17 protein-coding genes are annotated in these 23670 nt (G+C 48.2%); 12 read left to right on the plus strand and 5 right to left on the minus strand.

All coding sequences use genetic code 11. The features are described 5' to 3' along the window. Positions 1–135: 135 nt before the first annotated feature. Positions 136–918, minus strand: coding sequence for a Cof-type HAD-IIB family hydrolase (locus BQ7480_RS02425; protein WP_072541569.1), 783 nt, complete (start codon positions 916–918; stop codon positions 136–138). A 442-nt stretch (positions 919–1360) separates the two neighbouring features. Here BQ7480_RS02425 and proB point away from each other — a divergent pair, with 442 nt between their 5' ends. Then, positions 1361–2452 (plus strand): glutamate 5-kinase, encoded by a 1092-nt coding sequence (gene proB, locus BQ7480_RS02430; RefSeq protein WP_072541570.1) that lies wholly within the window; start codon positions 1361–1363, stop codon positions 2450–2452. 13 nt (positions 2453–2465) lie between these two features. On the opposite strand, the gene BQ7480_RS02435 is transcribed toward proB, so the two are convergent. Next, complete coding sequence (locus tag BQ7480_RS02435; protein ID WP_072541571.1) at positions 2466–3602, minus strand: Gfo/Idh/MocA family protein; 1137 nt, start codon at positions 3600–3602, stop codon at positions 2466–2468. Positions 3603–3633: 31 nt separating this feature from the next. Further along, a complete protein-coding gene (locus tag BQ7480_RS02440; RefSeq protein ID WP_072541572.1) occupies positions 3634–4023 on the minus strand; it encodes a hypothetical protein in 390 nt (129 codons plus the stop codon). A 93-nt stretch (positions 4024–4116) separates the two neighbouring features. Between BQ7480_RS02440 and BQ7480_RS02445 the strand changes: the two genes are divergently transcribed. Both BQ7480_RS02445 and BQ7480_RS02450 read left to right on the plus strand, forming a co-directional pair. Continuing rightward, on the plus strand, positions 4117–4671 hold the full coding sequence (locus BQ7480_RS02445; protein ID WP_022353476.1) for a helix-turn-helix domain-containing protein: 555 nt from the start codon (positions 4117–4119) through the stop codon (positions 4669–4671). A gap of 21 nt (positions 4672–4692) precedes the next feature. Beyond that, on the plus strand, positions 4693–6348 hold the full coding sequence (locus BQ7480_RS02450) for an AMP-binding protein (protein WP_072541573.1): 1656 nt from the start codon (positions 4693–4695) through the stop codon (positions 6346–6348). Between the two features lie 67 nt (positions 6349–6415). Here the strand turns inward: BQ7480_RS02450 and BQ7480_RS02455 are convergent, their stop codons facing one another. Next, complete coding sequence (locus BQ7480_RS02455) at positions 6416–7303, minus strand: NAD kinase (protein ID WP_072543862.1); 888 nt, start codon at positions 7301–7303, stop codon at positions 6416–6418. A gap of 196 nt (positions 7304–7499) precedes the next feature. Between BQ7480_RS02455 and BQ7480_RS02460 the strand changes: the two genes are divergently transcribed. From BQ7480_RS02460 to BQ7480_RS02495, 8 genes are all read left to right on the plus strand, one after another. Next, a complete protein-coding gene (locus BQ7480_RS02460) occupies positions 7500–8213 on the plus strand; it encodes a pyridoxine 5'-phosphate synthase (protein WP_072541574.1) in 714 nt (237 codons plus the stop codon). 3 nt (positions 8214–8216) lie between these two features. After that, on the plus strand, positions 8217–8936 hold the full coding sequence (locus BQ7480_RS02465) for a MotA/TolQ/ExbB proton channel family protein (protein WP_072541575.1): 720 nt from the start codon (positions 8217–8219) through the stop codon (positions 8934–8936). A gap of 6 nt (positions 8937–8942) precedes the next feature. Then, positions 8943–9359 carry an ExbD/TolR family protein gene (locus BQ7480_RS02470; RefSeq protein ID WP_072541576.1) on the plus strand — a complete coding sequence of 139 codons (417 nt, stop codon included), beginning with the start codon at positions 8943–8945 and terminating at the stop codon, positions 9357–9359. Positions 9360–9373: 14 nt separating this feature from the next. Continuing rightward, positions 9374–10210: a TonB family protein gene (locus BQ7480_RS02475; protein ID WP_072543863.1), complete on the plus strand. Its 837-nt coding sequence runs from the start codon at positions 9374–9376 to the stop codon at positions 10208–10210. A gap of 25 nt (positions 10211–10235) precedes the next feature. Next, positions 10236–10784: a DJ-1 family glyoxalase III gene (locus tag BQ7480_RS02480; RefSeq protein ID WP_022353468.1), complete on the plus strand. Its 549-nt coding sequence runs from the start codon at positions 10236–10238 to the stop codon at positions 10782–10784. After that, entirely contained in the window at positions 10784–11452 is a 669-nt protein-coding gene (locus BQ7480_RS02485; protein ID WP_072541577.1) for a 2-C-methyl-D-erythritol 4-phosphate cytidylyltransferase, read from the plus strand. Before BQ7480_RS02480 ends, BQ7480_RS02485 begins: the two co-directional genes overlap by 1 nt. Continuing rightward, entirely contained in the window at positions 11452–13551 is a 2100-nt protein-coding gene (gene recG, locus BQ7480_RS02490) for an ATP-dependent DNA helicase RecG (protein ID WP_072541578.1), read from the plus strand. The genes BQ7480_RS02485 and recG overlap by 1 nt, the downstream gene beginning before the upstream one ends. 151 nt (positions 13552–13702) lie before the next feature. Then, complete coding sequence (locus BQ7480_RS02495) at positions 13703–16051, plus strand: beta-galactosidase (RefSeq protein WP_072541579.1); 2349 nt, start codon at positions 13703–13705, stop codon at positions 16049–16051. A 1-nt stretch (position 16052) separates the two neighbouring features. On the opposite strand, the gene BQ7480_RS02500 is transcribed toward BQ7480_RS02495, so the two are convergent. After that, positions 16053–20081, minus strand: a complete 4029-nt coding sequence (locus BQ7480_RS02500; RefSeq protein WP_072541580.1) for a hybrid sensor histidine kinase/response regulator transcription factor — start codon at positions 20079–20081, stop codon at positions 16053–16055. A 363-nt stretch (positions 20082–20444) separates the two neighbouring features. Between BQ7480_RS02500 and BQ7480_RS02505 the strand changes: the two genes are divergently transcribed. Continuing rightward, complete coding sequence (locus BQ7480_RS02505; RefSeq protein WP_072541581.1) at positions 20445–23636, plus strand: SusC/RagA family TonB-linked outer membrane protein; 3192 nt, start codon at positions 20445–20447, stop codon at positions 23634–23636. Positions 23637–23670: the final 34 nt, after the last annotated feature.

Consider the following 23670-nt stretch of genomic DNA (forward strand, 5'->3'; position numbering starts at 1 on the left):
GCCTGCAAAATTAGCTTGGTTGTGCGGAGAAGGCAATCGCCAAAAGTGGGTAATTTAGACAGCGTATAAATACCTACTTATGGGTATTGCAGGCCTGCATATCCTGTGACAGAACGAATTACAGTAGTGTGTACTTTATAAAATGTGGAAATGCTGCAAGGCTTTCAGGATGCCGTCGTCATCGACAGAGGCGGTTACGTAGTCGGCTACCGCCTGAATATGAGGGGCTGCATTTCCCATGGCAACCCCCAGACCTACGTGCTTCAGCATCGGGATATCGTTGCCGCCGTCTCCAAAGGCCATGGTATCTTGCAGGTCGATGCCGTAGAAAGCCAGCATCTGGTCGATGCCGTGGCTTTTGCTGTTTCCCCGGGCAATGATGTCAGCAAAGAGCGGATGCCAGCGCATCGGTTCGCAGTGCGTAAGTACGGTGCCGAAAATCTCTTCGTCCTTATCTTCCGGGAAGTAGCCCATGATTTGCAGGATTTCCTTGTCTCTGGCTGTTTCAATGGGGAGGATTTCCGGAATGCCGATGTGGATGAGTCGGGCAATCTCACGGACCGCCTCATTTTCGTGGGTCAGGAACCAGGTATTGTCGTGCACAAAGACGAAAGGCATTTCCGGATGAGTGTGCTGGTAGCGGATGAGGCGCTCGATGTCCTCCTGCGGCACACAGCCTTTGTAGATGTCCTGCCCTTCGGCAGTGAAACAGTAGGCTCCGTTCAGGGTGACATATCCGTCGAAGTCGAGGTCGCCCACGGCCTCCATCATTAACGATTTGGGGCGTCCGGTGGCAATGAATACCTTGATGCCTTTTTCTCTTAAAAGTTGCAAGGCCTTGCGGGTGGAGGCTGGTACGGTGTGGGTCTGGAAAGAAACCAGTGTGCCGTCGATGTCAAAGAATATCGCTTTTATCATTTGTCTTGTGCATTAAAAATCCGTGCAAAGATAAGGAATAAACGACAGAGAAGGTACACAGGTCGTTCTATAATCGAGGCTGGATACCTATTTTCTTTTTCCAATCTCCGGTGCGATAATGCATAAGGGGATGGCCGTTTTCTACGTTTCCTGTGGCGGAACCCTATGTTTCCCGCCCGTAAACCCTACGTTTCCGCTTGGGAAAACCTACGTTTCCCGGTGCGGAAACGTAAAGGAATCAGAAAAAGATTGGTATTTACGGGCTTGCGTTTTTTCCAGCCGCTAGGCAGGGGGAGACAACCTTTCACACGAATATCCTTTTAGGGTGATAATTTGTTTTGTTTATCCGATGTATTTATTACATTTGCTGCGCAAAGTAAAGAAAATAATGAGTGTTTGAAAGTAATTTCAGAAAAACACTTTTGTAGAGATAGAAAGAATCATGGAAAACAGAACTTATCAATATAAACGGATTGCCGTAAAGATAGGCAGCAATGTGCTGACCCGTCGGGATGGGACATTGGATGTGACCCGTATGTCGGCTTTGGTCGACCAGGTGGCCGAACTGCACAAGGCCGGAGTGGAAGTGGTATTGGTGTCATCCGGAGCGGTGGCTTCCGGAAGAAGCGAGCTGAAACCGTTGAAAAAGCTGGACAGTGTGGACCAGCGGCAACTCTTTTCTGCCGTGGGACAGGCCAAACTGATTAACCGGTATTACGAACTGTTCCGCGAACACGGCATTACGGTGGGGCAGGTGCTGACCACCAAGGAGAGTTTTTCCACCCGCCGCCACTACCTGAACCAGCGCAACTGCATGCGGGTGATGCTGGAAAACGGGGTGATTCCCATTGTGAACGAGAATGACACGATTTCCGTCACCGAACTGATGTTTACCGACAACGATGAGCTTTCGGGCATGATTGCCTCGATGATGGACATGCAGGCACTGATTATTCTCAGTAACATCGACGGCATCTACAACGGCTCTCCTTCGCAGCCGGGCACTTCGGTCATCCGTACCGTGGAGCGGGGGAAAGACCTTTCCGACTACATCCAGACCGAGAAATCCGGTTTCGGCAGAGGAGGCATGCTCACCAAGAGTACCATTGCCCGCAAGGTGGCCGATGAAGGCATTACGGTAATTATAGCCAACGGAAAGAAAGAGAATATCCTGATCGATTTGTTGTGCCGTCCTGACACGACGGTGTGTACGCGTTTCCTCCCCGCTCCGGCAGAGGTGTCGAGCGTCAAGAAATGGATTGCCCACAGTGAAGGTTTTGCCAAAGGTGAGCTACACCTGAACCGACAGGCGGTGGAGGCTGTCAGGGGCAGCAAGGCGACCAGCATCCTTCCGGTAGGGGTGACGCGGGTGGCCGGTGATTTTGAGAAAGACGACATCGTGCGTATTATGGACGAACAGGGACAGCAAATCGGGGTAGGCCGTGTGTCGGCCGATTCTGGCGAGGCCGTATTGCTGGTTGGCCGTCACGGACAGAAACCGCTGGTACACTATGACTATCTTTATCTGGAGTGAGGTTGAATCGTCCTCATTCCATGGCAACGGTTCTGTGCTCGGCGATGGACTGGATGGATAACGGAGTGATGGAAGTCCAAAGCGCCAGGTCGCGCAGGTCGGCCGGGTAAGCGAGTTCCTGTTTCAGGTCCGCTTCCAGCGCCTTGAGCATGATGTAGTCCATGCCCTCGTGGTGTGTGTCCAGACGGAGCGCTTCTTCTCCCCAGCGTTTCCAGTACGTATGTGCATATTGTTGCAGGTAAGGTGTATCCGGCTCCCAGGTTTCGTGTGGACTCCTGCCTTCCAGGTAGATGCGTCGCAGTTCCCCCTGCCAGATACCCTTGGTGCCTTGTACCTCCAGGTCGAGGCTTCGTGGACGCGGCAAGGTCGTGTCGTGGGTGAGCGAGATGAGTACGCCGGAAGCCGTTTCCAGCTGTGTCAAGACGATGTCTCCTTGAGCAACTGCCAACTGTTCGTCTCCTCCCAGTTCCCGGATACGCTGGTGCAGTCCGGCTGCTTTAGAAGAAAAGGAAGTCAGGCAGACCAGCCGGTCTTTGCGGGGAATGCCGGCGATGAGGCAGAGTGGAGCCAGCCCGTGGGTCGGATAGAGGTCCCCGTTTTCTTGCAGGTAAAACTTGCTTCGCCAGATGCTCTCCGTCTTTTTCCGGTTGCCCATATTTCCCTTGTCGTCCAGCAGGAGGTTGCGCAGGTCGTGACGGTAGCCGCCGCGCAGGTGTACGATTTCCCCCAACGCCCCTTCCCGGACCAGGTTGTACATGGCTAGTACCTCTTGCCGGAAAAGCGTGTTTTCCAGAGGAAGGACCTTCTTCCCGCAGGCATCGGCCGCCTCCAGGAGAGGCTGGTATTCGTGCAGGTAGAGTCCTCCTTTGATTTCAAGTGCCACATGGCAACCGGCCTTCAGGCAATACAAGGCATGCGTCACATGCAGTTGCCAGGGCGAGGCGATGAACACCAGTTGCGGGGCATGCGTGGCAATCATCCGTTGGTAATCGTCACCTCCCTGGTGGTAGCAAGGCACGCCATATACCTCTTCCCGGGCTTCCGGGTCGGCAATGGCGGTAATCTGGAAATAAGGAATGTGACGGCAGAGAGCCAGCAGTTGCTTGCCGCGGTATCCCATGCCGATATAAGCGATTTTGAGCGTTTCCATCGATTGAAAGGTTAGGTAGGGTGAATACGGGTCAGTGTCTGGACTCCAGAAACTGGATGAGCAGTTCGCGAGGCAGGGAGTAAGTCTTTCCGTGCGCTTGTACGTATTTCAACAAGGCCACTCCTTCTTGTTGCAGGCGGGCTTTGGGCACGATGTCTTTCGTGTCTTCCGCCATTTTCAGCATCATCATGGCAGCCAGTTCTATTTTCTCGATTCCGTCTTTGTCTTCGTGGTATTGGTCAAGCAGTTCTTTACATTCCATTTGTGCCAATTGTTCGGGTGTCACTCCCAGTATTTGCCGGGCTGTGCTTTCATATTCTTCCCAGTCCGTTTGGCTGATGCGTTTCCGGCGGAGCAGCAGGTTCGCGATGGCGGCGAAGATTTCCTGAATCATGCGTATGAGATAATCTTGTCGAATCATGGTTTTTAGGTTTTCGGTTGCAAAGTTCGAAATATTTTTCTTGCTTTTTCATAATCTTTCGTAAATTTGAGCGAAGAACTAAAAAATCGAACTATGGACGAGCAAATAAGACAAATAGGGGAACGCATCCGTGGGTTGCGCGATGCCTTGGAACTGAGTGTGGAAGAAATGGCCGACCGCTGCGGGCTGCGGATAGAACAGTATCGTGAGATTGAGTCGGGAGAGTTTGACATTGCCGTCAGCACCTTGCAGCAGATTGCGCGGAAATTTGATATTCCGTTGGATGTGCTGATGTTTGGGGAAGAGCCCAAGATGAATTCTTATTTTCTGACCCGCTGGGGAACCGGCATCTCGGTAGAACGTACGAAGGCTTATAAATATCAGGCACTGGCTTCCGGTTTCCGGAACCGCAAGGCCGATCCTTTCCTGGTAACCGTGGAACCGAAGCCGGAAGATACACCTATTTATTATAATACCCACTACGGTCAGGAGTTCAACATGGTGTTGGAAGGCCGGATGCTGCTTAGCATCAATGGAAGAGACCTGATTCTGGAGCAGGGCGACAGCCTTTATTTTGATTCTTCCCTTCCGCACGGCATGAAGGCCCTCGACGGGAAGGCCGTGAAATTCCTGGCAATTGTAATGTAGAAATTAAGATTGAAAAGATATATGTTAGAAAGATTTGTTGAACAGACACATTTTACCTCGCAGGAGGATTTTATCGCGCATTTTAAGGTAAAGGTGCCGGAGAACTTTAACTTCGGCTATGATGTGGTGGATGCTTGGGCGGCAGAACGTCCGGAAAAGAACGCGCTGCTTTGGACCAACGACAAGGGCGAGCACATTCAGTTTACGTATGCGGATTTGAAGAAATATACCGATATGACGGCTGCTTATTTTCAAAGTCTGGGTATCGGGCATGGCGACAAGGTGATGCTGATTCTGAAACGCCGGTATGAGTTCTGGTTTTCCATTATTGCCTTGCACAAAATCGGGGCCATCACCATTCCGGCCACGCATTTGCTGACCAAGAAAGACATTGTGTACCGTTGCCAGGCGGCGGGCATCAAGGCAATTGTGGCTGCCGGTGAACCGGTCATCACGAAACATATTCTGGACGCCATGCCGGAATCGCCGACGGTGGAACGGCTGGTGAGCGTGGGACCTGAATATCCGGAAGGTTTTGAAGACTTCCACAAAGGGATGGAAGCGGCTCCTCCTTTCGTGCGTCCGGCTCATGTGAATACCAACGACGACATTTCCCTGATGTATTTCACCTCGGGTACGACCGGTGAGCCGAAGATGGTGGCCCATGATTTCACGTATCCGTTGGGACACATCGCCACGGGATGTTTCTGGCATAACCTCCATGAAGACAGCCTGCATTTCACCATTGCCGATACGGGATGGGGAAAGGCCGTATGGGGAAAACTCTACGGACAGATGATTGCGGGGGCCAATATCTTTGTGTACGACCATGAGAAGTTTACGCCGGCCGATATTCTGCAGAAGATTCACGACTATCACATCACTTCGCTTTGTGCGCCTCCTACCATCTACCGTTTCCTGATTCGGGAGGATTTGTCGAAGTATGACTTGTCGTCGCTGGAATATTGTACCACAGCGGGCGAGGCTCTGAACTACTCGGTGTATGAGACCTTCAAGCGTATCACGGGCATCCGTCTGATGGAGGGTTTCGGACAGACGGAAACGGCCCTGACCTTGGCTACTTTCCCATGGATGGAACCCAAACCGGGCAGTATGGGCGTGCCTAATCCGCAGTATGACATTGATTTGCTGAAACCGGACGGCCGTTCGGCGGAAGATGGAGAACAAGGGCAGATTGTGGTGCGTACCGACAAGGGCAAACCGCTGGGACTGTTCAAGGAATATTATCGCGACCCGGCCTTGACGCACGAGGCATGGCATGACGGGGTATATTATACCGGCGATGTGGCCTGGCGTGACGAGGACGGTTACTACTGGTTTGTGGGCCGTGCCGACGATGTCATCAAGAGCTCCGGCTACCGCATCGGCCCGTTCGAGGTGGAAAGTGCCCTGATGACCCATCCGGCGGTAGTGGAATGTGCCATTACCGGTGTGCCCGACGAAATCCGCGGACAGGTGGTGAAAGCTACCATCGTATTGGCAAAGGATTACAAGCAGAAAGCCGGGCCGGAACTGGTGAAGGAATTGCAAGACCACGTGAAACGGGTGACGGCGCCTTACAAGTATCCGCGTGTCATCGAATTTGTGGATGAGTTGCCGAAAACCATCAGCGGAAAAATCCGCCGGGTGGAAATTCGAGAAAAAGACAATGCGTAAATAAATTGATACCCAGAAAGCCGGGATGCCTTCAGAAAGCGTTCCGGTTTTTTATTGCAGCCGGGACTCAGATGCGCGAATCGGCTCCCCACATCATTTTCTCGCGCAGGGTGTTGAAGAAAGAATGATGGCAGCGTTTCACGATGCGGATGAAGTGTTCTCCCCGACGGATGGTCAGCCGGCTGCCTTCGCGGAAGGTTTCGCTGCGGCCGTCGATGGCAATCAGGAAATTGTGGCTGCGGCTTTCCACTTCCAAGGTGATTTCCCAGTCGTCCCGAATCACGATGGGGCGCACGTTGAGGCTGTGCGGGGCTACGGCGGTCAGGCTGATGGTGCCGCTCTGGGGAACCAGAATCGGACCGCCCACGCTGAGGGAATACCCCGTGGAGCCGGTAGGAGTGGCCACAATCAGTCCGTCGGCCTGATATACGTTCAATAATTCTCCGTTGATATAAGCCCGGATGGAAATCATGGACGAACTGTCACGCTTCAGAATGGCGATTTCATTCAGTCCGTAGGGATATCCTTTCAGTACCTGCCCGTTGCTGGTCAGTTTCAAGACCCTTCGCGGTTCGGCCAAGTACATTCCCTGATGAATCTCTTCGAAGGTCTCCTCCATCTGGTCGGGCGTAATGTCGGCCAGGAACCCCAGACGCCCGGTGTTGATGCCCAGTATGGGAATCTCCTTGTTACCCACCAGACTGGCGGTTTTCAGGAAGGTGCCGTCGCCTCCGATGCTGAGTGCCATATCCGCTGTAAAGTCATCGTGACCGTTGAAAATCTCCAGTCCTGTCAGGTCGGCACTCGTGTGCAGGCGCAGGAACTCGTAAAATTCCCGGTGAATACAGATATGGTCTTCCTTGTGCCGGAGAATTTCCAGCAGATGGGTCACATGGGCTGATTTATGTTCCTGATACGTGTTTCCAAAGAGGGCGAATTTCATCTTCCGCTGCATATAGGGCGTTTTTTTATCAATCTTTTTAAGAATAAACATGTCAAGTTTCTCGTAAAACCTGCTAACTTTGCACGATGTTGATGCAAAGATAGTGAAAGGCGAGGGCAGAGGCAAACGGAAAACAAAGTTTTCAGATTGGGCTATGCCGAGCCGCATCCTGTCTTCGCGTGAGCAAAGATAGCGAAATTCATGGAATATGACTAAATTAAGTGTGAATATAAACAAGGTGGCTACGCTTCGTAATGCACGGGGCGGTAACAACCCGGATGTAGAGAAGGTGGCACTCGATTGCGAGCTGTTTGGGGCGGAAGGTATTACGGTTCATCCGCGTCCGGATGAACGGCATATCCGCTACTCGGATGTGTACGCCTTGCGCCCGGTGTTGAAAACAGAGTTTAATATTGAAGGATATCCCTCGAAGGAGTTTATCGATTTGGTATTGAAGGTGAAACCTACTCAGGTGACGTTGGTTCCGGATGCCCCCGACCAGATTACCTCTAACTGCGGATGGGACACCAAAACGCATCTGGCTTTTCTGACAGAGCTGATGGATACGTTTGGAGAAGCCGGTATCCGTACCTCTGTCTTTGTGGGAACCGACCTGGAACTGATTGAATATGCCGCCAAGACAGGGGCCGACCGGGTGGAACTGTACACCGAACCTTATGCTTCTCTTTATCCCAAAAATCCGGAAGCAGCTGTGGCTCCGTTTGTGGAGGCCGCCGACCGGGTACATAAACTGGGTATGGGATTGAATGCCGGACATGATTTGAGCCTGGTGAACCTGAAGTATTTCCATGATCATATTCCTTGGCTGGATGAGGTATCCATCGGCCATGCCTTGATATGCGACGCATTGTATTTAGGATTGAAGAAAACCATTGAAGAATATAAAAATTGCCTTCGTTAAATTATGATGACATTAACTTTACTGGCTGCCGCTCAGGCTGTAGCCGACACAATGGCCGGAGCAAATCCGGTGCTGACTCCGGTTTCTTCCGGTGAGCCACAGATGAATCTTTGGGACATGGCCTGCAAGGGAGGCTGGATTATGATTGTACTGGCTGTGATGTCGGTAATCGCTTTCTATATTTTCTTTGAACGGGCAGTAGCCATCCGTAAGGCGGGAAAGGATGACCCTTTGTTTATGGACCGCATCCGCGACTACATCAAGTCGGGTGAAATCAAGTCGGCCATCAACTATTGCCGCATTACGAACACTCCTTCGGCCCGCATGATTGAGAAGGGTATCACCCGTATGGGCCGTCCGGTAGCCGATGTGCAGGCCGCCATCGAGAATACCGGAAACATTGAAGTGGCCAAGCTGGAAAACGGCTTGTCTATCATGGCCACCATTTCGAGCGGGGCCCCGATGCTGGGATTCCTCGGTACGGTGACCGGTATGGTGCGTGCCTTCTGGAACATGGCCAACGCGGGCAATAACATCGACATCACTTTACTGTCGAGCGGTATTTACGAAGCCATGATTACGACGGTGGGCGGACTGGTGGTCGGCATTGCCACGATGTTTGCCTACAATCATCTGGTGTACCGTGTGGACAAGGTGGTCAGTCAGATGGAAGCACGCACACTGGCTTTCATGGACTTGTTGAATGAACCGACTGAAAAATAAACGCGTATGGCATTAAAGAGAAGACAGAAAATATCACCCAGCTTCAGCATGTCGTCCATGACCGACCTGATTTTCCTGCTGCTGATATTTTTTATGATCACTTCTACCATGGTATCGCCGAATGCCATCAAGGTACTTCTGCCCCAAGGTTCGGAGCAGACTTCGGCCAAACCTATGGCGCGGGTGATTATTGACAAAGACCTGAACTATTACGGTGCTTTCGGCAACGAGGATGAAATGCCGCTGGCCATCGATGAGGTGGCTGCGTTTCTTCAGGAATGTGCCCGGAAAGAACCGGAAATGTATGTAGCCCTGTATGCCGACGAGTCCATTCCGTATCGTGAAATCGTCCGGGTACTGAATATTGCGAACGAGAATCATTTCAAGATGGTCCTGGCGACTCGCCGTCCGGATAAAAACTAAAAAGCAGAGTGACGTTGAAAAAAAATAAGGTAATCGGAATTGTATGTACGGTGGTTTTGCACCTGCTGGTGTTGCTGCTGCTGTTTCTTCTGAAGCTGACCGTACCGGCAGAACAGGAGGAAGGCGGTGTGCCCGTGATGCTGGGCAATACGGAACTGGCGGGAGGAGAAGCCGACCCTTATACCTTGACGGAGGTGGACATGATGCCTTCGGAAGCTCCTGCTGCCCAGGAAGCGGCGGAGACGCCTGCCGTAGAACAGCCGATGATTACGCAGCAGGATGAACCTTCCTTGCAGGTGAAGAAGGAGACTCCGAAAAAAGAAACTCCCAAGAAGGAGCAGCCGAAGAAAACGCCAGTGAAGACCGAAACGCAGACTGTGAACAAGCCTAAGGAGAAGACCGAGGCAGAGAAACGGGCTGAAGCGGAAAAGGCTGCGGCACAGGCGGCTGCCAACAAGATAGCCGGTGCCTTTGGAAAGGGCTCCCAGATGGGAAGCAAGGGCAATGCCTCCGGTGCGGGTTTGCAGGGAAGTCCTACCGGGAATTCCTCCACTGGAAAGACGAGTGGCGTAGGCGGTTATGGCACTTTCGACCTGAACGGTCGTTCGCTGGGTAGCGGAAAGCTTCCGGTGCCGGTGTATAACGTGCAGGATGAGGGGCGTGTGGTGGTGACCATCGTGGTGAATCCTGCGGGACAGGTCATCAGTACCAGTATCAACAAGCGGACAAACACGGTAAATCCGGCGTTGCGGAAAGCAGCGGAAGAGGCGGCCCGGAAAGCCCGCTTCAATGCGGTGGATGGGGTGAACAACCAGAGTGGTACCATCACCTATTATTTTAAATTGAGATAATTTTTAATTCTAAACAGATAGATTTATGAAAGCAGTTTGTATCTTTTTGGCTGAAGGTTTCGAGGAAATGGAAGCCATGTTCCCGTTGGATATCATGCGTAGAGGCGGATTGAATGTGAAAACCGTGTCTGTAACCGGTAATAAGACCGTGACCAGCTCCCATCAGGTACCTATCGTAGCAGATATGTTGTTTGAAGACCTGAAAGAGGAAGAGGTGGAAATGATTGTACTTCCCGGAGGACTGCCAGGTGCCACCAACTTGGATGCACATGCCGGACTGGACAAGCTGATCATGAGTTTTGCCGCTGCCGGAAAACCGCTGGCTGCCATCTGTGCCGCACCGATGGTTTATGGCAAGCGCGGTTTGCTGAAAGGCAAGAAAGCGACCTGCTATCCGGGCTTCGACAAGTTCCTGGAAGGAGCGGAATATACGGGCAACATGGTCGAAATCGTCGACAATTTCATTTTGGGTAAAGGCCCGGGTGCCGCACCTGCCTTTGGCTTTGCCATTCTGGAAAAATATGCCGGTGCAGAAAAGACCCTTGAAGTGAAAAAAGGAATGTTGCTGGCATAATGAAGAAATATGTCATTGTGGTAGCGGGAGGAAAAGGCCTGCGTATGGGGGGAGAGATTCCCAAGCAGTTCATACCGGTAAAAGGTAAGCCGGTACTGATGCGTACGCTGGAGGCTTTCCATGCCTGTGACCCGCAGATTGAACTGATTGTGGTGCTTCCGGTGGAACAGCGTTCCTACTGGGAGCACCTTTGTGCTGAGTATGGCTTTGCCTTGTCTCATCGGATTGCGGCAGGAGGGGAAACCCGTTTCCATTCCGTGAAGAACGGACTGGCTCTGGTAGAGGAAGACGGAATTGTCGGAGTACACGACGGGGTACGTCCTTTTGTTTCTTCGCAAGTCATTGCGGACTGCTATGCACAGGCGGTAGCCTTGCAGGCCGTAGTGCCCGTGACGGATGTGGTGGAAACCGTTCGTCATCTGTTGCCCGAAGGAGGCAGTGAGACGGTCTTGCGCAATGAATACAAGCTGGTGCAGACACCGCAGGTCTTTACGGTGGAACTGCTGAAACGGGCATACGCACAGGAGTACAAGCCCTTCTTTACCGACGATGCTTCGGTGGTGGAAGCATTGGGGCAGCCGGTACATCTGGTGCCTGGCAATCGGGAAAATATCAAACTCACCACTCCTTTTGACCTGAAAGTAGCTGAATCACTTATTGACGACTGATGTTTGATTTATCCACACGCGATGTGAAATATTTACCGGGGGTAGGACCGCAGCGGGCGGCCCTGCTGAATAAGGAATTGAATATCTATTCCTTACGCGACCTGTTGTATTATTTCCCTTATAAGTATGTGGACCGCAGCCGTCTGTATTATATTCACGAGATTGACGGCAATATGCCCTATATTCAGTTGCGCGGACGGATTCTGAGCTTTGAACTGTTGGGTGAAGGCCGCCAGCGCCGGTTGGTAGGACATTTTACCGACGGTACGGGCGTGGTGGACCTGGTGTGGTTTCAGGGACTGAAATACATCACCGGAAAGTACAAGGCCAACGAGGAATACATCGTGTTCGGTAAGCCGACAGTGTTCAACGGGCGCATCAACGTGGCGCATCCCGACATCGACCTGGCACAGGAACTCACTCTTTCCACCATGGGCCTCCAGCCTTACTACAATACCACGGAAAAGATGAAGCGTACCAGCCTGAATTCGCACGCGCTGGAAAAGCTGATGAAGAATCTTTTCCAGGCCTTGCAGAAGGACAGTTTTGAGGAGACCCTGAGTCCTTCCCTGATTGCGGCTCACCAGCTGATGCCTCTGACGGATGCGTTGTATAATATTCATTTTCCGCAGAATCCGGAACTGCTTCGCAAGGCACAGTATCGGCTGAAATTCGAGGAGTTGTTTTATGTGCAGCTCAACATCCTCCGTTACACCAAAGAACGCCGCAACAAGTTCCGGGGACTGGTGTTCGAGCATGTGGGCGAAATTTTCAATACCTTTTATGCCCATCACCTGCCTTTCCAGCTGACAGGAGCGCAGAAACGTGTCATCAAGGAAATGCGTCGCGACATGGGTAGCGGGCGGCAGATGAACCGGCTGTTACAGGGTGACGTGGGGAGCGGAAAAACTCTGGTGGCCCTGATGACCATGCTGATTGCCTTGGACAACGGATTCCAGGCCTGCATGATGGCTCCTACCGAGATTCTGGCTACCCAGCATTATGAAACCATCCGCCACTTCTTGGAGGGGATGCCGGTGCGGGTGGAACTGCTGACCGGCAATGTGAAAGGTAAGCGGCGGGAAACGATTCTCCGGGACTTATTGACAGGGGATGTGCATATCTTGATAGGTACACATGCCGTGATTGAGGATACAGTGAATTTTTCTTCGTTGGGATTGGTGGTCATTGACGAACAGCATCGTTTTGGGGTAGCCCAGCGGGCCAAGCTGTGGGGCAAGAATACCCGTCCTCCCCATGTGCTGGTTATGACGGCCACTCCGATTCCCCGTACGTTGGCCATGACTTTGTATGGTGACCTCGATGTGTCGGTCATCGACGAGCTGCCTCCCGGCCGGAAACCCATCCAGACCATCCATCAGTTTGATAACCGCCGGAAAAGCATGTATGAGTTCATGCGCAAACAGATTCAGGAGGGACGTCAGGTGTATATCGTGTATCCGTTGATTCAGGAAAGTGAAAAGATGGACATCAAGAACTTGGAGGAAGGTTATCTGCACATTTGTGAGGAATTTCCCGAATACAAGGTCAGCAAGGTGCACGGCAAGATGAAACCGGCCGAGAAAGAAGAGGAAATGCAGCGTTTCCTGGCCAACGAAACCCAGATTATGGTGGCTACCACCGTGATTGAGGTCGGAGTGAACGTGCCCAATGCCTCGGTGATGGTCATTGAAAACGCCGAACGCTTTGGACTCTCCCAGTTGCATCAGCTGCGCGGACGGGTAGGCCGGGGGGCCGACCAGTCGTATTGTATTCTGGTGACCGGATACAAGTTGACGGAAGATACCCGTAAGCGCATCGAAATCATGGTGCAGACCAACGACGGTTTTGAGATTGCCGAAGCCGATTTGAAACTGCGTGGCCCCGGCGATTTGGAAGGCACCCAGCAGAGCGGAGTGGCCTTCGACCTGAAGATTGCCGACATTGCCAAAGACGGGCAGTTGCTACAATACGTTCGTGGCATCGCCGAGCGCCTGTTGGATGATGACCCTGAGGGAATGAAACCGGAAAATCGGATTGTCTGGCAGCAGCTGAAAGAACTCCGGAAGAAGAACGTGAACTGGTCGGTGATATCTTGATTCGCTGGCTTCCCAAATGCCAAGAAACGGATGGCCTGGTTTTTCTCCATAAAATTCTACATTGATTCCATAAAAGATTCTATTTTTTCATCGGATTGCGTGTGATACCTTTGAAACCGAGATTCTGTGTCTCATTTTAAGCTGGAAAAACATGAAAAGATTGATTGGAACAATGATATGCCTGATGGCCGGTGCGATGGCTATGGCGCAACAAGTGTACGAACTGGATATGCCTGTAAAGGAAAAGACGATTTACAGTGGCCACTTGAAATTGGGAGGAAGCAACCCTTCCGGTGAACGCATTGAGGTGAATAGTTATTACATGTCGATAGGAGGCAAGCCGGTCATTCCAGTAATGGGAGAGTTTCATTATAGCCGTTATCCGGAATGTCAATGGGAAGAGGAAATCCTGAAGATGAAGGTTGGCGGAGTGACGGTGATTCCCACGTATGTGTTTTGGAGTATCCATGAGGAACAGGAGGGAGTTTTCAATTGGACCGGCAACCGGAATCTTCGTAAGTTCCTGCAACTTTGCCAGAAGCATGGCATGTGGACCGTGGTGCGAATCGGCCCTTTCTGCCATGGGGAGATACGCAATGGGGGACTGCCTGACTGGCTGTTTGCCAAGCCGCTGGAAATCCGTTCGAACGATGTGAACTACTTGAAGTATGTGAAACGGTTCTATGAGGAAATCGGCCGTCAGCTGGACGGACTTTATTATAAAGACGGCGGAACGATTATCGGTACGCAGATTGAGAATGAGCACCAACACTCGGCTGCCCCTTGGGGAATTACCTATCCGGGAGAACCGAAAGACATGACATCGGCCACTTACGATGCGGACATTATCCGGATAGGGGTCAGTGTGCAGGACAAGAAGATTACGACAGCCGAACTGGGTGACCTGCATATGAAGACCTTGAAGAAAATGGCTGAGGAAGCAGGGATACAGACCCCTCTGTACACGGCTACCGGATGGGGCAATGCCGCAGTCATCGGCGAGGAAGCCATTCCTGTGACGGCAGCTTATACTTATCCTTTCTGGTCCAAACCCAAGATGTCTCCTTTCTGCTTGTTCAAGGATATTCAGAAGAGCCCCGATTATGCGCCGGTGCGTTATGATACCGAGAAGTTTCCTTCCTTCTGTGCGGAAATGGGAGTAGGCATTCAGATGATTTACACCCGTCGGCCCATTGTGACGGCCAAGGCCGCAGAGGCATTGATGGTACGCACACTGGGAAGCGGGGCCAACGGAATCGGATATTATATGTATCATGGTGGGTCTACTCCGAAAATGGGTCCGACGGCTTTCTTCAGCGATGAACCGATGGGAATGCCCAAGATTTCGTATGATTTTCAAGCCCCTTTGGGGGAATTTGGTTTGGAACACGGTTCTTATCGTGCCTTGCGTCTGCTGCATCTGTTTTTGAATGATTTTTCCGAGCAGCTGGCTCCGATGGAGACTGTGCTTCCAAAGGGATATGCACAGCTCACTCCTGCCAACCGGGAGACCTTGCGGTATGCGGCGCGGGTAAAGGGAAAATCCGGTTTTGTATTTATGGTGAACTTTCAGGATCATGATACAGCCCGGATAGACCAGAAAGATTTGTGTTTACGGTTGAAGTTTGCGGAGGAAACACTTCGTATCCCTGCTCAGGGAACTTTTACATTGCCGAAGGATGAAAGCCTGATTCTACCCTTCAATTTCCGTATGGAGGATGCGTTACTGAAATATGCTACCGCTCAACTGTTGCTGAAGCTGGATGACAAGGGAATGGAGCATTACTTTTTCTTCGTGCCGGAAGGTATTCATCCGGAGTTCATGTTTGACAAGGCTACGGTAGCCGGGAAGTACCGTTATGCTCCCGAAGCGGGATTAAAGAGTACGTTTACAGTAAAGACCGCAGGCGGGAAACGGTTCAAAGTCACTACGCTGACCCGCGAGCAGGCGTTGAACGCGTGCAAGGTGGATGGGAAGCTGCTCCTCACCTCTTCCATGGTGCTGCCGGGAGAGAAAGGGGTACGTTTGTTGAACATGGGGAATCCGGTATTCCGTTATGTGATGTATCCTTCGGCCAGAGGCTTCAAGGAACAGACTGCCGAAGTACCTGCCGTACAGCCTGAATATACATCCCGTAAGGTGGGAAGCCGCCGTCTGGCGGTTCGTTTTTCCGGCAAGGATTATCCTCAGGTAAACGATTACTTCTTGCAGCTGAATTATGTGGGCGATGTGGCCATGGCATTTCTGAAAGGAAAACTGGTGCTCGATCATTTCTATTACGGGGCACCTTGGCAGATTAGCCTGAAACGTTTCCAGCAGGAGCTGGTCAATGAGGAATTGAGTTTTTACATTCGTCCGTTACGGAAGAATGCGCCTTTCCTGTCTGATTTGCCCAAAGAAGCCGTCCCTGATTTCTCCAAAGGGGCTGTGGTCCGGGTGGATTCAGTGCAGATTGTGCCTCAATATGTGACTACCTTGCACTATCCGTTGCGAAAATGAGTTATGAAGCAGGTTTTTCACAATAATCTTGTGAACCTGCTTTCTTTTTCCGATATTCTGTTGGGGTCATTTTATATTCTTCCTTGAAGTAGTGGGTGAAGATTTTAGGTGCATTGAAGCCTACCTTATAAGCTACTTCAGCGACTGTCATCTGCGTCTTTTCCAGGAGTTTCAGGCTTTTCTTGAGCCGGATGATGCGTATGAACTCACTGGGAGAACTTCCGGTAATCGACATGAGTTTATTGTACAGGTTGCTACGGCTCATTCCGATGATACTGCTGAGTTCTTCTACTGAGAACTGAGGACTTTCGAGATACTCTTCTACTGTCTTTATCACTTTTTGAATAAAGGATTCATCCAAGGAACTGGAAGTAATGTCACTGACTGGGATATCTGAAACGGAGAATTTTCTGTGACAGTCTTGTTTCCAATGGAGTATTTTATTGATACGGAGTTTCAGGATATCTAAATTGAAAGGTTTGGCAATATAATCGTCTGCTCCTTCGGTGAGTCCGGCTGTAATATGCTCTATGTCGTCTTTCGCACTCAGCATGATGACCGGAATATGTGAGATTTTGATATCGTTTTTGATGGTACGGCATAACTCCAGACCGTCCATATTAGGCATCATCACATCTGTAATGACCATATCTATGGATTCTTTTTTAAGGATAGACAATGCATGAAGGCCATCTACAGCTGCAAGGACCTGATATTCTTTTTTCAGGGAGTCGGCCAGAAAGAGGCGTAAGTCTTGGTTGTCTTCCACTATCAGCAGCGTGGTCTGTGTGAGATTATTTTCATCTTCTGTAGCTTGTGTTGAGGCTGTATCTACGTTTTCTACCTGTGTTTCGGACTCGTTTTCAACTTCCTCCAATGCTGGTGTGGCAGGAATGGCGAAGATAAACTTTGCTCCTGTAGGAATATTGTCTTCTATGTGAATACTTCCATGGTGCAAAACCAGAAGCTCTTTTACAATGTGCAGGCCTATTCCACTGCCATAAGACATGTGGTGGTCAGGCAGCTGATAGAAAGCATCGAAGACTTTGGGCTTCTCGCTGTCTGGAATACCCTTTCCGTTGTCGGCAATGCTGGTAAAGACCTTTCCCTCTTCCATCCATACCTTGACGGTTATTTGGCCCGGATTTCCTGTATATTTTACGGCGTTGGACAACAGGTTCATGAAAATCTTGTGCATTTTTTCTTTGTCGAACTGTATTGCCAGGGAATCGATTCCTTTTTCAAAGGTGATGGAAATCTGATGGGTGTCGGCATAAATGGAGAAATGTTTGAGGATGTCCTCTATGAACTGGATATAATTACCATTTTCAGGCTGTAGCCTCATCTCCTGTACACCAATTTTCCGGAAATCCAATATTTGATTTACCAGATGGAGAAGTGTCAAGGCATTTTTATGCACTATGTTCAGGTTGGGTGTGAAGTCCTCATTTTTGTATTTTTTAAGGACTTCTTCAAGAGGAGCAATAATCAGAGAAAGTGGCGTACGGAAGTCATGACTCAGGTTGGTAAAGAAGTTCAGCCTCATTTCATCGACTTCATGTTGTTTTTTGGCCTCAAACTCCATTTCTTTGTACTTCATTCTACGTTTATGCTTTTGTTCTTTCCGATACCAAATATAGGAGAGGAACAGTAGAATTAGAAGCACGTAGAATATTTTGGCATATATATTTAACCAGACCGGCGGCTCGATTTCAATTTGGAGCGTAGTCGGTGTGCTCCATAATCCCCCAGAATTGATAGCTTTGATTTCTAGCTCGTATTTCCCGGGAGCCATGTTGTTGAATGTGATATAGTTATCTTCAAGAGGTATCCATTGGGCATGCGTTCCCTTTATCCGATAAGAAAACCGGATGTCGTGGATACGTATGAATTCTAAGGTAGAAAAGCTTATTCTAAAGGTGTTCTGATTGTGTTTCAGGGTGATATGATCGGTCAGTTCGATGTTACGGGTTAGAATCTTCTGGTGATTGTAGAGGGAATCCACATCAACTGTCTTTCCAAGCACTTTTAATTCGGTAAATACTACTTTTGAGATGTTTTTATTGTATTTTATGTTAGGGTCGATATCGTAATATCCTCCGTTACTTCCTGTAAGAATATGTCCATTTTGTGTTTTATAAATGGAGTTGTGGACAAAATCGGAAGTCTGTAGCCCGTCATTTTTAGAATAGGGAAAACAGCGGAAGGCATATCCTCGTCCATTATTGTCTGCCCTGGTCTCTATCCGGGTTATCCCGTCGGTCGTTACGACCCAGATGTTTTGATTATTGTCTTCGGTAATTCCCCGTACGAAATTACCTTCCAGACGGTGCTTCTTGTTCAGAAAATAAATACTGTCGTGGCGCATGTCAAATATGCTAAGTCCTTCTCTTCCTCCTATCCATAAAAGATTTCTGCTATCTATGTAGACGTTATTTTGAATGGAATCTTGAATATATTGTGTTTGTTTCTTGTTGTGGCGTAAGGTTGTTATGTGATGATTCTCGGTATTCAAGACACATGTACCGTTGCAAGTAGCCATATATAATGATTTCTTCTGATCAAAATATACGTTCATCACATGAACATCGGATATTCCGGAGTTCTGAGGAGTGAAAGTGTGAAAATATCCTGTGCGTGGATTGAACACATGTAAGCCACACTTCAGATTTCCCAAATATAGATTGCCATCGTTGTCCCCGGTGATACTCCATATACTGTTATTGACTGGATTTCGAGGAAACTTGGTGGAGAATGGCTGGGAATGGAATTCCCCGTCCTGGTAATATCCGAATCCATCCAGATAGGTGCCAACCCATAATTTCTTGTTGGAATCTATGTACATACAGGTGATTTTGTTGCTGAATGAGTTGTGCAGCTCCTTCTTGAAGGCCGTGATATGGCCTTCAGAATCTATTTTGTAGATTCCGTCCCCGTCTGTACCAATCCATAAGTTGTGTGCCTCATCTTCCATTTGGCAGGATATGTCATAGACGGATGGAAGCGTAATCTTGGAGAATGAAAAGAAATGAGGGTTATAATAAGATATACCGTTGCGCATGGTTCCTACCCACATGGTGTTCTCGGCATCACAATAGAAGCACCATACTTTGTTGCTTCCTAACGAATAAGGTGTTACATCCTGGGTGATATGGGTATATTCCTGTTTTTTTTTGTTGTAAATGCTGATGCCATCATATTCCAGTCCAATCCATATCTGATGGGAATTGTCTTCACAGATGTTGATTACTTTATTTTTGAGTAAAAGTGAAGTCTTTCCTACACTGCTCAGTTTCCATACATCGTTGGGTTGTTGTGTAAGTAGCCAGAGTCCTTCTGCATTCGAACTGTAAATCCAAATGTCGAAATCACTGTCTACAAAAAGCTTGTAGTTTAAATGCTGCTCTGTCTTTAATACCTTATTTAAAGGAAGAATGGCGTATGTTTTCTGGTTGAATAAATCGGTAATATGTAGCTGGTTCTCTTTATCGATATAAAAAAAACGGTTTTGACGTGCATAAAAGAAAGAGAGCTTTTCCGGCAAGTTTTTTAATGTGTAGGTCTGATGATTTTGTGGAAGATAGACCTTCATGACTTTTCCATTATAGGACCAAATGTTTTTCTGGTCATCAATCATGATTTTCTGTGGAAGTGAATTGCTGTGGAGTTTATACTGCTCCAATAGGGGCTGGGCATTGACGAATTGGTCTTTCACTCTGTCGTAAACGAAATAATATCCGTAACGTTCTATCCAGATATGGTTTTCTTTGTCGATGAGAATCTGTTGTACAGAAACGGAAAGATCGAGTCCGCTTTCTGTTTTCAGGTATGGCTTGACGTTGTAGCCGTCAAAACGGTTGATGGCACTGTTGGTCACACACCAGAGAAAACCTTCGTGGTCTTTCAGTATGTCGATGACTTCGTTATCGGCCAGACCATCGTGGACTGTAAGATGTCGGAACTGGTAGTTTTCTTTTGCTGAGATTACATTAACGATAAAACAAAGTAGAAATAGAATCAGTGCTTTCATTCAATGTATTTTTTAGGTGTGTTTACAAGGTTATTCTTTTGTGGTTCTGGTAGAGGTCGTTCAAATGTTCTTACAATAAATTCCCAAGCCTTTTATCTAATGATTTATCCTTTGCAAAGATAATATTCATTTAGATTATAGGTATATCCCCAAGGGGCTGTTTTGTCTAAAAATGGGGTATGAAATGTTGATTCTACAATCGGAGATATACTACACTACATATCAGGGCATGGTGTAGACGGGCTATGCCTAATTTTGTCGACGTGAAAAATCTTTGTTTTCTATGTTCTTTCGTGGTAGGACGTTCGTTTGGCTGAATTACCGACAACTTGGAACAACATGTTTTATTAAAATCATAACTCTATGAAAACAGTAAGTGTAAGTAAAAAAGTTCTATTTTGTGGAGCATTGTCTCTTTATGTGTTGGGAGGCATTCCACATTTGCAAGCTGCGGCTCCTGATTTATTGTGGGCTGTTCAGCAAGGAAACAAAATCACAGGTGTTATTACCGATGCTGAAGGACCGATTATCGGGGCTTCGGTTGTAGAAAAAGGTACGAGTAACGGTACTATTACCGATTTGGACGGAAACTTTACTTTGTCTGTAAAGCCTGGGGCTATTCTGATTATCAGTTATGTGGGATATGCCTCCCAAGAGGTGAAGGCGACCACAGGAACCATGAGGATTACCTTAAAAGAGGATAATCAGATGCTGGATGAAGTGGTAGTCACTGCCCTTGGAATTAAGCGGGAACGTAAGGCCTTAGGGTATGGTGTGGCAGAGGTTAAAGGAGAATCCCTGACTAAAGCAAAAGAAACCAATGTAATCAATTCAATGGCAGGTCGTGTTCCGGGTTTGGTTGTGAGCCAGACTGCGAGTGGACCTTCAGGATCAACTCGTGTCATACTGAGAGGTAGTACGGAAATGACAGGTAACAATCAGCCGTTATATGTGATTGATGGAGTGCCTTTGGATAATACAAACTATGGAAGTGCGGGAACCTATGGCGGATATGATTTGGGAGACGGCATTTCAAGCATTAATCCCGATGACATCGAGAACATTTCTGTATTGAAAGGTCCTGCAGCCTCTGCCTTGTATGGTAGCCGTGCAAGTCATGGAGTTATTCTTATCACCACGAAGAAAGCCGATAGCAAGGAGAAATTCAGCGTGGAATACAATGGTACATTGACAATTGACACGCAGCTGTCAAAATGGAATGATATCCAACAGGTCTATGGTATGGGTAGTAACGGTATATATAGTATCGATGCCGTATCTAATACCAATACAAGTTGGGGGCCTAAAGCGGATGGAAACAACATGCTGACCTATTTTGATGGAGTGTCGCGTCCATATCTGATTATTCCAGACAATACTTCAGGCTTCTTCCGTACAGGATTGACAGCTACCAATACGGCCATTATCAGTTCGAATTCGGGTAAGACAGGTATCCGTTTCTCTTACACGGACATGAGAAACAAGGATATCGTTCCGAAGACGAATATGAGCCGAAATAATTTCTCTTTACGTGCGAATACTTCTTTGGCAAAAGTCGATCTGGATTTCAGTGTGAATTATACGCGTGAGGACGTAAAGAATCGTCCGGCCATGGGAGATAGTAAAGCCAATATTGGAAAGAACCTGATGACCTTGGCAACGACTTATGACCAGGCATGGCTGAAGACTTATCAGGATGAAAATGGGGAATATAGCAATTGGAACGGTATGGACCCTTATAATGTGAATCCATATTGGGGGGTATATAAGAACCAGAATACCTCCAAGAAGGACCAGTTCCGTTTGAATGGAAAAGCTGTTTGGAATATTAATCCTCATTTGAAACTGCAAGGAACCTTGGGTACCGAGATGAACTGGTTTACTTTTGAGGATTATCAGGCTCCTACCACTCCGGGTTTTGAAGCTGGACGTCTGCAAAACAGCGTATTTGAGAACCGTATGTACAACTTCGAACTGTTGGCTCTGTACAACAATACGTGGGGTGATTTTGATTTTAACGGAACATTAGGAGGAAATCTCTTTAAAGTGGATAATCTGACTACCGTCACAACTGCTCAGGATATGCAGATTCGGGATGTGATAGCTTTACTCAGTTTTAATGAAATCAGTGTGGAGCAGAATACATACCGCAAACAGATTAATTCACTTTATGGAGCGGTAAATTTAGGGTGGAAACACATGGTGTATTTCGATGCGACATTGCGTGCCGACCAGTCTTCAACCTTGCCTTTAAATAACAATTCTTATTTGTATCCTTCGTTCTCAGGTAGCTTCATTTTTTCAGAGCTAATTAATAAGAAGAATGCATTGCCTTATGGTAAGATACGTATGTCGTGGGCACAGGTTGGTAGTGACACGAATCCGTATCAGTTAGGATTGCTCTATACAAAATCTAAATATACATATCCAGGTTATACAATAGGTTATATAAATAATAATACAATTCCCAATAAAAATTTGAAGCCGACCAGAACCAATTCATTTGAAGTCGGTCTGGAAACAAAATTCTTGAACAATCGTGTAGGTTTGGATTTCACTTATTATTCTCAGGTCAGCAAGGACCAGATTATGGGAATGGCCAGCTCTTGGAGTTCTGGATATAGCTACCGTTTGATTAATGCGGGTGAAATAGAAAACAAAGGTATTGAAATCGCATTGAACACTCGTTTGGTTCAGACAAAAGACTTCTCCTGGGACTTAAACTTGAACTTCTCTAAGAACCAGAACAAGGTAAAGAAACTGGTGGATGGAATGGATATGTTTGAATTGGAAAAGGCTTCATGGCTGGATGTTCAGGTTGCAGCAAAAGTGGGTGAAAATTATGGATCTATTATCGGTCCGGATTTTCAGCGCAACGAGAATGGAGATATCCTTATCGATCCTTCGACAGGTTTGCCTATGTATGACAAGACCTCACATGTGCTGGGTAATGCATCATGGGACTGGACAGGTGGTCTGGTTACTACCCTGGCTTACAAGAATCTGTCCTTGTCTGCCGTCTTTGATGTGAAGGTGGGAGCCGACCTTTATTCAATGTCTGCACGCTCTGCGTATGAATCCGGTAAGGCATTGGAAACATTGCAAGGACGTGAAGAATGGTATCGTTCTGAAGAACAGCGAAAGGCTGCCGGCTTGCCCAAAGGTTCACCTGATTGGAAACCGACCGGTGGTTTCATTGCTCCAGGGGTTATTGATAATGGTGACGGAACTTATCGTCCGAACGATATATACATTAATCCAGAGGATTATTGGATGAGTGTTTGTAGAAATGCACCGTCAATGTTTATCTATGACAATTCGTATGTGAAATGCCGTGAATTGACTTTGACTTACCAGTTCCCCAAGAAGCTGCTGAAGAATGTGGTGGACAACCTGACCATCTCATTTGTCGCTCGTAACCCATTCATCGTATATAAGAATATTCCTAATATCGATCCTGACTCCAATTATAACAATACCACAGGTATGGGATTGGAATATGGTTCTTTGCCGTCACGCAAAAGCTATGGATTTAATGTGAATATCAAATTCTAACCTGAGTAGAACAGTTACCTAAAATAAAATAGAT

Source organism: Bacteroides mediterraneensis, assembly GCF_900128455.1.
GTDB lineage: Bacteria > Bacteroidota > Bacteroidia > Bacteroidales > Bacteroidaceae > Phocaeicola > Phocaeicola mediterraneensis.